Annotated in this window: 11 protein-coding genes, 1 tRNA gene and 1 pseudogene; 9 read left to right on the top strand and 4 right to left on the bottom strand. The window is 69.9% G+C overall.

What is annotated here, in order from left to right; translation table 11 throughout:
- Both ABZZ20_RS26490 and ABZZ20_RS26485 read right to left on the bottom strand, forming a co-directional pair.
- A pseudogene (locus ABZZ20_RS26490) lies at window positions 1–1148 on the bottom strand (hypothetical protein); the annotation flags it as partial.
- A 7-nt stretch (window positions 1149–1155) separates the two neighbouring features.
- The gene (locus ABZZ20_RS26485; RefSeq protein ID WP_356873671.1) at window positions 1156–2151 is read right to left on the bottom strand and encodes an SMI1/KNR4 family protein; all 996 of its coding nucleotides are present in this window, start codon (window positions 2149–2151) and stop codon (window positions 1156–1158) included.
- 229 nt (window positions 2152–2380) lie between these two features.
- On the opposite strand from ABZZ20_RS26485, the gene ABZZ20_RS26480 reads away from it, so the two are divergent.
- Window positions 2381–2941, top strand: a complete 561-nt coding sequence (locus tag ABZZ20_RS26480) for a YwqJ-related putative deaminase (protein WP_356873669.1) — start codon at window positions 2381–2383, stop codon at window positions 2939–2941.
- A gap of 11 nt (window positions 2942–2952) precedes the next feature.
- Window positions 2953–3507 (top strand): SUKH-3 domain-containing protein, encoded by a 555-nt coding sequence (locus tag ABZZ20_RS26475; RefSeq protein ID WP_356873667.1) that lies wholly within the window; start codon window positions 2953–2955, stop codon window positions 3505–3507.
- A gap of 69 nt (window positions 3508–3576) precedes the next feature.
- On the opposite strand, the gene ABZZ20_RS26470 is transcribed toward ABZZ20_RS26475, so the two are convergent.
- A complete protein-coding gene (locus tag ABZZ20_RS26470; protein WP_356873665.1) occupies window positions 3577–4839 on the bottom strand; it encodes a histidine kinase in 1263 nt (420 codons plus the stop codon).
- A gap of 131 nt (window positions 4840–4970) precedes the next feature.
- Here ABZZ20_RS26470 and ABZZ20_RS26465 point away from each other — a divergent pair, with 131 nt between their 5' ends.
- From ABZZ20_RS26465 to ABZZ20_RS26435, 7 genes are all read left to right on the top strand, one after another.
- Window positions 4971–5864 (top strand): hypothetical protein, encoded by an 894-nt coding sequence (locus ABZZ20_RS26465; RefSeq protein ID WP_356873663.1) that lies wholly within the window; start codon window positions 4971–4973, stop codon window positions 5862–5864.
- Between the two features lie 15 nt (window positions 5865–5879).
- Window positions 5880–5956, top strand: a tRNA-Gln gene (locus ABZZ20_RS26460).
- Between the two features lie 107 nt (window positions 5957–6063).
- Window positions 6064–7509, top strand: coding sequence for a bifunctional UDP-N-acetylglucosamine diphosphorylase/glucosamine-1-phosphate N-acetyltransferase GlmU (gene glmU, locus ABZZ20_RS26455; RefSeq protein WP_356873661.1), 1446 nt, complete (start codon window positions 6064–6066; stop codon window positions 7507–7509).
- A gap of 145 nt (window positions 7510–7654) precedes the next feature.
- The gene (locus ABZZ20_RS26450) at window positions 7655–8632 is read left to right on the top strand and encodes a ribose-phosphate diphosphokinase (RefSeq protein ID WP_008741864.1); all 978 of its coding nucleotides are present in this window, start codon (window positions 7655–7657) and stop codon (window positions 8630–8632) included.
- A 177-nt stretch (window positions 8633–8809) separates the two neighbouring features.
- Window positions 8810–9391 (top strand): 50S ribosomal protein L25/general stress protein Ctc, encoded by a 582-nt coding sequence (locus ABZZ20_RS26445; RefSeq protein WP_356873659.1) that lies wholly within the window; start codon window positions 8810–8812, stop codon window positions 9389–9391.
- Window positions 9392–9485: 94 nt separating this feature from the next.
- Window positions 9486–10076: an aminoacyl-tRNA hydrolase gene (gene pth, locus ABZZ20_RS26440; RefSeq protein WP_356873657.1), complete on the top strand. Its 591-nt coding sequence runs from the start codon at window positions 9486–9488 to the stop codon at window positions 10074–10076.
- A gap of 185 nt (window positions 10077–10261) precedes the next feature.
- Window positions 10262–11011: an LPXTG cell wall anchor domain-containing protein gene (locus ABZZ20_RS26435; protein WP_356873655.1), complete on the top strand. Its 750-nt coding sequence runs from the start codon at window positions 10262–10264 to the stop codon at window positions 11009–11011.
- An 80-nt stretch (window positions 11012–11091) separates the two neighbouring features.
- On the opposite strand, the gene ppc is transcribed toward ABZZ20_RS26435, so the two are convergent.
- Complete coding sequence (gene ppc, locus ABZZ20_RS26430; RefSeq protein WP_356873705.1) at window positions 11092–13785, bottom strand: phosphoenolpyruvate carboxylase; 2694 nt, start codon at window positions 13783–13785, stop codon at window positions 11092–11094.
- Window positions 13786–13853 lie beyond the last annotated feature (68 nt).

The raw sequence follows: 13853 nt of genomic DNA, 5'->3' as shown, positions 1-13853 counted from the left end.
ATCGTCGCAGCATGATCCAACCCACGCCCCAACGAACCCGGAGCACCCGGCGGACCAGGCGGCGCAGGCGGCTGACCCACACCAGGAGCACCAGGCGGACCAGGAGGAGCCGGCGGCTGACCCGTCACAGCCGGACCCGCCAACATCGTCGCAGCATGATCCAACCCACGCCCCAACGAACCCGGAGCACCCGGCGGACCAGGCGGCGCAGGCGGCTGACCCACACCAGGAGCACCAGGAGCACCGGGCCCACCAGGTGCACCGGCCGGGCCCGGGGGCGCCACCGGCGACGCCCCCGGCCGGGAAGCCCGGGCCTTGCCCGTCGGCGCATCGGCCAGGGCATGCGCGTCCACCGCACCATCGGCACCCAGGCTCAGCCCCGGCGCGATCGCGGTCTTCGGGAGCTGGCTGCCCCCGGCCATCAACGTGGTCTTCGCCTCCGAGCCCGGCCCGGGCGGCGGCGTCACGTCCTCCAGGTCCGACCCCGACAGCGGCGGCGCGAACACCGTCGCAGGCAGCGGTACGGACGCGTCGTCGGCACCGGCACCGGGGTTCACATCGGTCCCGGCCCACGGCGTGGCCCCGACCGGCACCCCGTCGTTGGCCGTCGGCTCGTACGGCACCTCACGGCGCAGCGGCACGGCCTCCACCGGTTCCGACGCGGCGGGCTGCGCCGGCGCGGCGGCCCGAACGGGAGCCGGGCCCTGCCCAGCCGGAACCACCGGCTCCGAAACCGCCCCAGACGCGGCAGCCTCCGGCGCAGGCGCCCGTGGAATCCCCGCCCGGTCCGCCGCCTCCTGCAACCACTCCGGCGGACTCAACATGAACGACGTCTGCTCCGAGTCGATCCTCGGCGCCGGCACCGAAGCCTCCGCCACCGGCGCCGCCGCGACCCCGTACTCCTCCTCGTACCGACGGATCACCTCACCCACCGGCAGCCCCGGCCACAACGTCACCTCACCACTGTCCCGCGCGATGACCAGCCGCTGCCGGCCACCACCCGACACCGGACCCGCCGCACGGTCCTCCGCCCACACCACGAAACCGAGCCCGAACTCCCGCACGCGCACCTCCCGGTGCTGGTACGCGGGAACGCCCCCGTTGATCCACTCCTCGGCGCGCTCCTGCGCCTGCGCAAACGTCACCATCGCGCCGTCACCCCTCCAGTGGTGCCGCACCCGACACCGGAACCGAACGCGCGAATCCGCCGTCCACCATCAGACCGGCCACCGTCTCCAACTCCGGAGGACTACCCGCCAACCGTTCGAGAAAGGCATCGAAATCGGCACCGCACGGCAGCAACAGCCGCTCCACGCGCTCCTGCACCGACCAACCGTCCCGGTCACGCGCGTCGTCGTACGGCGAGAACCACACCGAGCCGATCGCCTCGCCCTTCACCTTCACCGCGAGCAGACCGCCCTGCACGAACGCCACGCACAGGTAGTCCTTCGTCAGGTGGTCCCTCAAACACTTGTTGACGTACACGAGGTCGTTGACCGCCGCCTCCTCACGCACCGTGAAGAAGGGCTGGTCCACCAACACACCCAGGTCCACGTCGAGCCCAGCGCCCACCGGCGCACAACCACCCGCCGCCTTCAAGAACGCGCGGTACGCCTCGGGCAGCCGGTAGCCCAAGTCCTCCTCGACGCCCTGGACCGACTCCTCGGACACCGACACCACGGACTTCGGCAACCCCAAGTGCACCGGACGCACCTCCTGCAACGGCCGCGTCCCGCGCTTGCCGTGGTCCACCGGCGCCGTCGCCAACCCCGCGTGATGCCGCAGCAGCGCCTTCACCTCGACCGGAACAAGCTCCATCCGCCGCGACTTCGCCACGTGGTGCCACGTCCAACCGTGCGGCGTGTTCACCGGACCGACCGTGTCCCACAACGCATGACCGGAAGCCCGCATCGCCGCGTTCGCCGACACGTAGTCCGTCAGCCGCAACTCGTCCACACCGAACCCCTCCGGAGGCTCGGCGATCTCCACCGCCGCACGCGCGTACGGCGAGAAGTCAGGATGTCCGTCGCCGTCCATCCGTACGCCGTGGGGATGCCGAGCGGCCCGGACCGGGTCCGGGAAATGCACAACCTGCCCCGAATACGCGGCGTTGGGTGGCGCGGCCTGCTGCCCGAGCCGACCTGTCGTCATGGCGGTAGCCCCCTGCTGGATCTGGCTGGTTCACCACAGCCTATGTGCTCCGGCAAGAGCCCCACCCGCCCGCCGGCCACGCACCCGCACAAGGGCCAGGAACATCCGAATTGATACGAATATTCGACCCCGCTTCCACGCGACAGGGGACATTTGACAGGCTGTCCCCCCAGTACGGGGGCGTGCGCGACAGCGGCCACCACCGCCGCCACGGGAGGGAAGACGCGACATGCAGAACACGGCGACACGCACAAGCACCGCCGACGGCACCCCGGAGACGGGCCATCAGCCCGGCAGCCAGACCGGCGACCCCCGGCTGCGCTGGAGCAGCACCGACGGCCGAACCACCACACCCACCCTGCGCTTCCGCCGCGACGGCATCCTCCCCACCGTCGCCGCCGCCCTCTCCGTACGCGGCGAAACCCTCACCGGCACCGCCGGCAAGGCCGACCAGCCACCCACACTGCACCCCCTCGTGCAGGACTTCCTCGACACCCTCACCAGCGGCCAACGCGAACGCTTCACCGGCCGCTGCCCCGAAGCGATCCTGCTCTCCCGCCACCTCGCCGCCGTAGAAGGCGCCCGCAGCCGACGCGCCTCCCGCAAACCCCTCACCGCCAGCGAAGCCCGCCGCGCCCTGAAGAACTCCAAGATCACCGCCCGCCACATCCGCGAGGCCGGCGACCCGCTACACGGCAGCTACGCACCCCCCTGCCGCTCCTGCGAAGCCCTCCTCGCCCACTTCGGCGTACGCGCCGTCGACCTCACCCCCGCGTCAGAAAAGGCCTGACCCCCACCACCATGACCACCTCCGCCTCCTCCGCCTCCTCCGCCTCCTACGACCGCTCCTCGGCCACCCGCTTCCCCACCGCCGTCGACACGGCCCTGCGCACCGCCGGCTGGGAACCCGGCCGCTGGGACATCAAGCAGGCCGAATTCTGGGCCGACGCCCTGCGCGACCACACCACCCCCGCCGGACACCGACACACCGTCTTCCCCGCCGCCGTCGAAGCCTGGGCCGAATTCGGCGGCCTCACCATCACCGCACCCGGCCCCGGCCGCCAGATCGCACCCGCCCCCGTACACCTCGACCCACTCACCGGCCTCCACCTGGCCCGCACCTTCGCCGACCTCGGCCGCGCCCTGTCCACCGAACTCTGCCCCCTCGGCATCGAGGCCGACCGCGGACACCTCCCCGCAGCAGCAGCGGGAGGCGCACACCTCGCCATCGACCGCGAGGGCCGGGTCTACGGCATCGACCACACGGGCGACTGGTACCTCGGCGCCGGCGTGGACGAAGCCCTGACCCTCCTGCTCACGGGCCTCCAGCCCACCCGCCTCACCACGGCCCCGTAACCCCGACGACCACCACCCCGGACCCCACCCGGAACCCACCCCTCCCACCCGCCACAGCGCGCGCCACGCCTACGCCTGCCGCGGGGCGCCCGGCAGAACCGCCGACACCTTGAAGCCGCCCCCGTCCGTCGGCCCGGAGACGAACACCCCGCCGAGCCCGAGAACCCGCTCACGCATGCCGACGAGCCCGTTCCCACCGCTCGGCAGCCCGGGCTGGACCACATCCACCCCACAGGGCCCGTTCTCCACCTGCATGGCCACCTCACCCTCCCGGTGCGCCAGCCTCACCACGACCCTCGCACCCGGCGCGTGCTTGTGGCAGTTGGTCAGCGCCTCCTGCACCACCCGGTACGCCGTCTGCTCCACCTCCGCCGCATACGCCGCACCCACACCCGCACCCCGCACGTCCAGCTCCACCACCATCCCCGCCGCCCGCGACTGCCCCACCAACGCCTCCAGCGCATCGAGCGAAGGCCCGTCCTCCAAGCTCCCCACCACAGCCACCGGCGCAACCGGCACCACCGCCTTCGGCGACTCCGCCCGCAGCACCCCGAGCATCTCGCGCAACTCCGTCAACGCCTGACGCCCCATGTCCCCCACCAGCGCCGCGTTCTTCGCCGCCTTCACGGGATCCTTCACCGCCACCGCCTGCACCGCCGCCGCATGCACCACCATCAACGACACCCGGTGCGCCACCACATCGTGCATCTCCCGCGCGATCCGGGTCCGCTCCTCCGTACGGGCCCACTCGGCCCGCTCCTCCGCCCGGTCCGCGAGCAGCGACAACTCCCGCTCCAACGAATCCGCCCGCTCCTGAAGGCTCTCCATCAGCCGACGCCGCGCCCCTATGTACAGGCCCAGCAGCACCGGCGGCACGGTCAGCGCCACCGCCATGAACACGGACAGCGTGATCACGAGCGTCGTACTGGCCTCCACGTCCGCGCGGGTCCGCACGTACATCACCACGAAGGTCGCGGCCAGGGACATCGACGTCAGCGTCGCGGTGATCCGCCGGGGCACCTCACAGGCGGCGAGCGTGTACAGGCCCACCACCCCGAGCACGAAACCCATCAGGGCCGGCGTCACGGCGATCCCGACCAGCACCACCGCGATCGGCCAGCGCCGCCGCAACACGAGCACCGACCCCACCACGAGCCCGAACAGCACCCCGAGCACCGGCGGAATCCCCGCCTCGCGCGCGAAGGGCACCCCCTCCCACGCACACTCGACGGCGGACACCGCCGCGATCCCCACGTCCCACACGGCATCCCGCCGCCGCCCCCACCACCAAGGCGACCCAGCGCGGCCCTGCTCTTCCCCCGTACTGGTCATGCCGACCAGCGTACGCAGCGCCCCCAGCACACCCGCCTCCGGAATTCCCGCAAACCCCGGGTAATCGCACGTACGACTGAATCGTCCGCTCACCGAGACCTGAATACCGCATTCCGGACGACATTGGCGACATGACCGAAATCCGACGTCGCCCCGGCGACGGCACCGGCGGCCTCCGCACCGGAACCACGACCTTCGAATCCCTCCGCGAGCAGGCGATATCCCTCCGCCGCGAGGGCCTCAGCCTGCGCCAGATCCGCGACCGCCTGGGCGTCCACAACAACAACCTCCTCAACAGCCTCGTGAAGGGCGAGCCACCACCCACATGGACGAAGCGCCCGAACGCGAAGGACGACCTCCGCGCCAAGGCCCGCGAACTCCGCCTCCAGGGCATGACCTACGACGAGATCCAGGTCGAGCTGGGCTGCTCCAAGAGTTCGATCTCCCTCTGGGTCCGCGACCTCCCCAAACCGGACCGCCGACGCTCCCCGGAAGAGGCCTCGGCCATCGCCAAACGCGGATGGGAACGCACCCTGGAGGTGCGCGACGAGGAACGGCAGCGCACCAAGCGGGAGGCCGCGGCAGAAATCGGGGCCCTCTCGGACCGGGAGCTGTTCCTTGCGGGCGTCGGCCTCTATTGGGCGGAAGGCCAGAAGAGCAAGCCGTACGCCCGACGCGAGCGAGTGATCTTCGTCAACAGCGACCCGGACATGATCCAGGTCTTCTTGGCCTGGCTCGACCTCCTCGGGGTCGAGCCGGAGCGCATCCGGTACAGGGTGATGATCCACGAGTCGGCCGACGTCCTGGGCGCCGAGCACTACTGGGCTGACCAGGCACGAGTGGATCACGCGCAGCTTCAACGGACGACGCTCAAGAAGCACAATCCAAAGACGGTCCGCAAGAACGTGGGCGAGGGCTACCGGGGTTGTCTGGTGATCGGCGTGATGGACAGCGCCGAGCTTTATCGCCGAATCGAGGGGTGGTGGTCCCGCATGGCAGTGGAGGCGCGCCGCAGAAACGCGTAGGCTGGCGGCGGCCAATCCCGGGTTGCTCTGTCGGCAGGGGCGACCACACTTTGAATGTGGGTACGACGCAGGTTCGACTCCTGCCCCGGGAGCTTCACAGTTCGGGTCCTGACCACCTGGTCGGGACCCGGCCTCGTTTCGGGCCCCCGGCCCCCCGGTATCCTTCACGGGTCCACCCCCGAAGCCGAAGGGCACACCCGTGAGCGCCAACCGCCCGGCAGCCGTCGTCGTACTCGCAGCGGGTGAAGGCACCCGCATGAAGTCGGCCACTCCCAAGGTTCTGCACGAGATCTGCGGGCGCTCGCTCGTCGGTCACGTCGTCGCCGCCTCGCGCGAGCTGGACCCCGAACACCTCGTGGTCGTCGTCGGCCACGCCCGTGAGCAGGTCACCGCGCACCTCGCCGCGATCGACGCGGACGTCCGTACGGCCGTCCAGTACGAGCAGAACGGCACCGGCCACGCCGTCCGCATGGCCCTCGAAGAGCTCGGCGGGGTCGTCGACGGGACCGTGATCGTCGTGTGCGGCGACACCCCGCTGCTGACCGGCGAGACCCTCAAGCAGCTCGCGGCGACCCACGAGGCCGACGGGAACGCCGTCACCGTGCTCACCGCCGAGGTGCCGGACTCCACCGGTTACGGGCGGATCGTCCGGGACGCCAGCGGCGCGGTCACCGCCATCGTCGAGCACAAGGACGCCACCGACGCGCAGCGTGCCATCCGGGAGATCAACTCCGGGGTCTTCGCGTTCGACGGGGCCCTGCTGGCCGATGCGCTCGGCAAGGTGCGTACGGACAACAGTCAGGGCGAGGAGTACCTCACCGATGTGCTGGGCATCCTGCGCGAGGCCGGTCACCGGGTCGGTGCGGCGGTCGGTGGCGATCACCGGCAGATCCTCGGGATCAACAACCGCGTCCAGCTGGCCGAGGCGCGGGCGCTGCTGAACGCGCGCCTGCTGGAGAGCGCGATGCTGGCCGGTGTGACGGTGGTCGATCCGGCGAGCACGTTCGTCGATGTGACGGTGACCTTCGGTCAGGACGCGATCATCCACCCGGGGACCCAGCTGTTGGGTGCCACGCACATTGCCGAGGGGGCCGAGGTCGGCCCGAACACCCGGCTCAAGGACACTTCGGTGGGTCCGGGGGCGCGGGTGGACAACGCGGTGGCGGATTCGGCCGTCATCGGTGAGTCCGCTTCGGTCGGGCCGTTCGCGTACCTTCGTCCGGGGACGAACCTGGGTCTGAAGGCGAAGGCCGGCACGTACGTGGAGATGAAGAACGCGACGATCGGTGAGGGCACCAAGGTGCCTCACCTGTCCTACGTGGGCGATGCGACGATCGGTGAGTACACGAACATCGGCGCGGCGAGTGTGTTCGTGAACTACGACGGTGAGCACAAGCACCACACGACGGTCGGCTCGCACTGCAAGACGGGTTCGGACAACATGTTTGTGGCGCCCGTCACGATCGGGGACGGTGCCTATACGGCTGCCGGGTCCGTGATCACCAAGGATGTGCCGCCCGGTGCGCTGGCCGTGGCCCGTGGCCAGCAGCGGAATATCGAGGGTTGGGTGGCTCGTAAGCGTCCGGGAAGTGCTGCTGCGGCGGCGGCGCAGTCGGTGGTTCAGGAGGACTCTGACCCCCGCTGAGGCCTCGTTGAGGTGAACTGACCGGAAACAGGTACGCCTGGGACGGCGTACCGTGATAGGTGCACGCAATTCGGCTGGCTCACCGTGTGCGGGACGGACGCACACGGGGGCGAGCAGCTTTCAACACGTCTGAGGAGACTGTGCTGTGACCGGGATCAAGACGACCGGCGAGAAGAAGCTGATGCTCTTCTCCGGCCGCGCCCACCCCGAGCTGGCCGAGGAGGTCGCGCACCAGTTGGGCGTCGGCCTCGTGCCGACCAAGGCTTTCGACTTCGCGAACGGTGAGATCTACGTTCGTTTCCAGGAGTCGGCTCGTGGCGCGGACTGCTTCCTGATCCAGAGCCACACGGCTCCGATCAACAAGTGGATCATGGAGCAGCTGATTATGATCGACGCGCTGAAGCGTGCGTCGGCGCGCTCCATCACGGTGATCATCCCTTCCTACGGGTACGCCCGTCAGGACAAGAAGCACAAGGGTCGCGAGCCGATCTCGGCGCGTCTGGTCGCGGACCTGCTGAAGACGGCCGGTGCGGACCGCATCCTGACGGTGGACCTGCACACCGACCAGATCCAGGGCTTCTTCGACGGTCCGGTGGATCACCTTTCGGCCCTGCCGGTGCTCGCGGACTACGTCGGCGCGAAGGTGGACCGCACCAAGCTGACGATCGTGTCCCCGGATGCGGGTCGCGTGCGCGTGGCGGACCGTTGGTGTGACCGTCTGGACGCCCCGCTGGCTATCGTGCACAAGCGTCGTGACAAGGACGTCGCCAACCAGGTGACCGTTCACGAGGTCGTCGGTGAGGTGAAGGGTCGCGTGTGCGTCCTGGTCGACGACATGATCGACACTGGTGGCACGATCTGTGCCGCGGCGGACGCGCTGTTCGCGCACGGTGCCGAGGACGTCATCGTGACGGCCACGCACGGCATCCTGTCGGGTCCGGCTGCCGATCGTCTGAAGAACTCGAAGGTCAGCGAGTTCATCTTCACGAACACCCTGCCGGACCCGTCGGACCTGGAGCTCGACAAGATCACGGTGCTGTCGATCGCCCCGATGGTGGCGCGTGCGGTGCGTGAGGTGTTCGAGGACGGTTCGGTCACCAGCCTGTTCGAAGAGCAGCAGTAACCGGTAGTACAGAGATCCTTTTGGGTGCGGCCTCCGCGCCGGGTAGACTCTACGAGTTGCTCGGCGAGGGAGGCCGCACCTTTTGGTGCAGGCACTCCGTTATCGACGCGCTCTTCGTAGCAGGCCGTTTCGGCCGGGTGACTGTCGTCCTTTTCCGTCACCCCACGAGGAGTGAGCATGTCCGAGGTCAAGCTTTCCGCTGTTTCCCGTAGCAACTTCGGCAAGGGCGCCGCGCGCCAGGCCCGCCGCGACGGTCAGGTTCCCGGTGTCATCTACGGCCACGGCACCGCCCCGAAGCACGTGGACGTCGAGGGCCACGGTCTGATGATGGCGCTGAAGACCCCGAACGTCCTGATCTCCCTGGACATCGCGGGCGACGGCACCGAGCTGGTCATCCCGAAGGCCGTTCAGCGTCACCCCGTCAAGCGCAGCCTGACGCACGTCGACTTCCTGATCGTCAAGAAGGGCGAGAAGGTCACCGTTGAGGTCGCCGTCGTCACCGAGGGCGAGCTGGCCCCGGGTGGCAACCTGCTGGAGACCCTGCTGAACACGATCTCGGTCGAGACCGAGGCCACGCACATCCCGACCGAGGTCACCGTCTCCATCGCGGGCCTGGAGGCCGGCGCTTCCATCCACGCGAAGGACCTGGTCCTGCCGGCCGGCACCACGCTGGCCGTCGACGGCGAGACCCCCGTTCTTCAGGTCGTCGCCCCGCAGGCCGAGGAGTCGGCCGCCGAGGCCGAGGGCACCGAGGCCTGAGCCTGATCCGTCTTCTGCCTCTGCAGTTGCGCAAGCGACCGCCGTCCGGCTCCACTGGAGCGGGACGGCGGTCGTCCACGTTAAGGAGCTTGTGATGTCGGACGATGCGGCGCCCTGGCTGATCGTCGGTCTCGGGAATCCCGGGGCGGAGTACGCGGGCAACCGCCACAACATCGGGTTCATGGTGGTCGATCTGTTGGCCGACCGGATCCGCGGGAAGTTCAAGGCGCACAAGGCCCGGGCCCAGGTGGTCGAGGGTCGGATGGGGCCGCCGGGTCCGGCCGGCCGTCGGGTGGTGCTGGCCAAGCCCATGTCGTTCATGAACCTGTCGGGCGGTCCGGTGACGGCGCTGCGCGATTTCTACAAGGTGCCGTTGGACCGGATCGTCGCGGTTCACGACGAGTTGGACATCGATTACCCGACGCTGCGCCTGAAGTTGGGTGGTGGTGACAACGGGCACAACGGGTTGAAGTCGATGACGAAGTCGATGGGTGCGGATTACCACCGGGTGCGGTGTGGGATCGGTCGTCCGCCCGGTCGTATGCAGGTTGCGGACTTCGTGCTGAAGGACTTCTCGTCCGCGGAGCGCAAGGAGCTGGACTGGTTCGTGGACCGGGCTGCCGATGCGGTGGAGTGCCTGATCACGGAGGGCTTGGAGCGGGCGCAGTCGGCGTACAACTCCTGAGCGGGGTGCGGCGGCGTCCGTTGGGGGCGCCGCCGTGGGGGATCGTTATCCCGGACATTCGGTATGTGGGTGTGGCAAGTGTGTACGAAAGCGCACGCATACCTCTTGACCTCGGAGGGTGCTCGTCCGCATGCTGGGCCGCCACCCCCCGCACGGCACTTTCCCCCTCCCACTGAGGTACCACCATGCCTGTTCTCAGAACCCGTTGGGTTGCGACGCTCTCCGTAGGGGCTGCGCTGCTCCTCGCGGCGGGCACCGCTCCCGCCGTCGCGGATGACACGTACACGCTCCCGCTGCACCAGTCGCTGCCGCTCACCGCCACCTCGAAGGGGGTGGAGAACCAGAAGTCCTGCGCGGACATTCCGGCGACGAAGGACGGTTGGCACTTCGTGCTGCCCGGCAACTCCACGACGTTCGTGAAGCTGACGGTCACCTTCGAGCCCGGTGGCCAGCAGGTCGTGACCGTCTTCGGTCCGCCGACGGACAAGCACGCCTATGTCGCCTCCGCGCCCGGGGCGAAGCTGACGGCGGCTTCCGCCCAGGTCAAGGGCGGCAGTGTGGCGTGGTTCAACCTGTCGCACACCTGCCCGGCCTCCTCGAAGCCGAGCGGGTCCCCGTCGCCGTCGCCGAGCGGCACGCCGTCGACGACGCCGAGCCAGAGCGCGTCGCAGAGCCCGTCGCAGTCGGCTTCCGGTACGCCGTCGACGACGCCGAGCCACAGCCCGTCCGGTTCGCAGTCCGGTACGCCGTCGGGTACGCCGTCGTCCGCGGCTCCGTCCGTGTCGGTGTCGCCCTCGGCCGGGACGACCGGTGGTGATCTGGCGAAGACCGGTTCGGACACGCCGATCGGTCTGCTGGCGACGCTGGCGGGTGCGCTGGTCGCGGCCGGCGCGTTCCTGGTGGTCCGCCGCCGTAGGGTCGGTGCCCAGGGCTGAGCCCGGTAGCAGCTCGTACGAGAGGGGGGTCCCCCGCGCCGCGACGGCGCGGGGGACCCCCCTTCGTGTGGGGCTGGGTGTCAGCCGGTGTTGCGCAGACCTGCGGCGACGCCGTTGACGGTGAGCAGCAGGGCGCGTGCGAGGAGGGGGTCGGGGGTCTCGCCGCGGGCGGCGGCGGCTCGCTGGCGGGCCAGTAGGGAGACCTGGAGGTAGGAGATGGGGTCGAGGTAGGCGTCGCGGACGGCGAAGGTCTGCTGGAGGACGGGGTGGGAGTCCAGGAGCTTTTCGCCGCCCGTGATGCGCAGGACCTCGCGGACGGTGAGTTCGTGTTCGGCCTGGATGCGGTCGAAGACGTGCTTGAGGTGGTCGGGCACGAGGGTGTCGACGTAGTGGCGGGCGATGCGCAGGTCGGTCTTGGCCAGCGTCATCTCGACGTTCGAGAGGAAGTTGCGGAAGAAGTGCCAGCGTTCTCCCATCTCGGTGAGGGCGGCTTCTGCGCCGGCTTCGCGTAGGGCCTTGAGGCCGGAGCCGACGCCGTACCAGCCGGGGACGATCTGGCGGGACTGGGTCCAGCCGAAGACCCAGGGGATGGCGCGCAGGCCGTCGAGGCCGGCGCCGGAGTCGGGGCGGCGGGAGGGGCGGGAGCCGAGGTGGAGGTCGGCGAGCTGGTCGACGGGGGTGGCGGCGAAGAAGTAGGCGGGCAGGTCGGGGTCTTCGACGAGTGCGCGGTAGGCGGCGTGGGCTGCGTCGGAGACGGTGTCCATGGCCGCGTCCCAGCGGGCGAGGTCGTCGTCGGACTGGCGTGGGGCGGTGTGCAGGGCGGAGGCCTGGAGGGTGGCCGCGACGGTGAGTTCGAGGTTTTCGCGGGCGAGGGAGGGGACGAGGTACTTGTCGGAGATGACTTCGCCCTGCTCGGTGACCTTGATCTCGCCTTCGAGGGTGCCCCAGGGCTGGGCGAGGATCGCGTCGTGGGAGGGGCCGCCGCCGCGGCCGACGGTGCCGCCGCGGCCGTGGAAGAGGCGCAGTCGTACGCCGTAGCGGTGGGCGACGTCGCGCAGTCGGCGCTGGGCGCGGTGGATCTCCCACTGGCTGGTGGTGATGCCGCCGAACTTGGAGGAGTCGGAGTAGCCGAGCATGACTTCCTGGACGTCGCCGCGCAGGGAGACCAGGCGTCGGTAGGAGGGGTCGGCGAGCATGGCGTCGAGGATGACGTCGGCGGCGCGCAGTTCGTCGGTGGTTTCCAGGAGCGGGACGATGCCGATCTTGGCCCAGCCGGCGTGCAGGTCGATGAGTCCGGCCTCGCGGGCGAGGACGGCGGCGGCGAAGACGTCGTCGGCGCCCTGGCACATCGAGATGATGTACGACTCGATGACCTCGGGTCCGAACTTTTCGAAGGCTTCCTTGATGGCGAAGAAGACGCCGAGGGTCTTTTGGCCGGCTGCGTCGAGGGGTGCGGGGGTGGGGGCCAGGGGGCGGCGTGAGCGGAGCTCCTTGGCGAGGAGCTTTTGGCGGTAGTCGCGCGGCATGTCGGCGTAGCGCCAGGACTCCTCGCCGAGCCGGTCGAAGAGCTGGCCGAGGGCGTGGTGGTGGGCGTCTGCGTGTTCGCGTACGTCCATGGTGGCGAGCTGGAGGCCGAAGGCGGCCAGGGTGCGGATGGTGCGGTCCATGCGGCCGTCGGCGAAGAGGGCGCCGCGGTGTTCGCGCAGGGAGGTCTGGATGAGGGTGAGGTCGGTGAGTAGCTCGGCGGTGCCGAGGTAGTCGCGGCCTTCTTCGTGGGGGGTGCCCTTGGCGAGGCGCTCTCGGGTGTTGACGAGCTTCTGTCGGATGCAGGTGGCCTTGAGGCGGTAGGGCTCTTCGGCGTTCAGTCGCTTGTAGCGCGGGCTGATCTCGGGGAGGCGTTCGAGGTCGGCCTGGAGGGAGGAGAGGAGTTCTTCGGTGGCGCCGGTGTAGCGGATGGAGTTGGAGAGCAGGCCGCGCAGGAAGTCGACGAGTTCGAGGGCGTCGGTGATGCCGTGCTCGTGCTGGAGGATCAGTACGTCGCGGGTGACGTCGGGGGTGACGTTGGGGTTGCCGTCGCGGTCGCCGCCGATCCAGGTGCCGAAGGTGAGGGGGCGGGTGCCTGCGGGGAGCTCGATGCCGACGCGTTGGAGTTCGGCGGCGAGGTCTTCGAGTACGTCGCCCACTGCGCCGGCGTGCAGCTCGTCGAGGTAGTAGATGGCGTTGCGGGCCTCGTCGGCGGGTTCGGGGCGGACCACGCGGAGCTCGTCGGTCTGCCAGACGAGGTCGATGTTCTCGGCGAGTCGCAGGTCGTGGCGGCGGCGTTCGCCGGCGCCGGAGACGGGCTCTTCGAGGAGGGCGGCGATGCGGCGGAGCTTGTTGAGGACGCTGCGGCGTGCGGCCTCGGTGGGGTGGGCGGTGAAGACGGGCCGGACGTTGAGGTTCTTGACCGTCTCGCGCAGGTGCTCGGGGTCGGCGTCCTTGAGCATGTCTGCGGTGCGGGCGAGGAGGCCTCCTTCGGCGGCGCGGTGGGCGCGCAGCTCCTTGCCGCGGTGTACCTGTTCGGTGACGTTGGCGAGGTGGAAGTAGGTGGAGAAGGCGCGTACGAGCTTGGCGGCGGTCTCCAGGTCGGTGTCGCCGAGCAGTGCGGCGGCGGCTTCGCCGTCGGTGCGCGTCAGGGCGCGCACGCGTTCGACGAGGTCGAGGAGTTCTTGGCCTTCTTGGCGGACGAGGGTCTCGCCGAGGAGGTCGCCGAGGCGGCGGATGTCGGCCCGCAGCTCCGCGTTGGCGGCGGCGACGGCGGTGGCCGGGGCCTGGGTGGAGGAGGCCTGGTCAGCACTGCTCA

Source organism: Streptomyces sp. NPDC006430 (genome assembly GCF_040612395.1).
Lineage (GTDB): Bacteria > Actinomycetota > Actinomycetes > Streptomycetales > Streptomycetaceae > Streptomyces.
The sequence above is the reverse complement of the archived record's forward strand: the minus strand, read 5'-3'. Positions and strand labels throughout refer to the sequence as shown.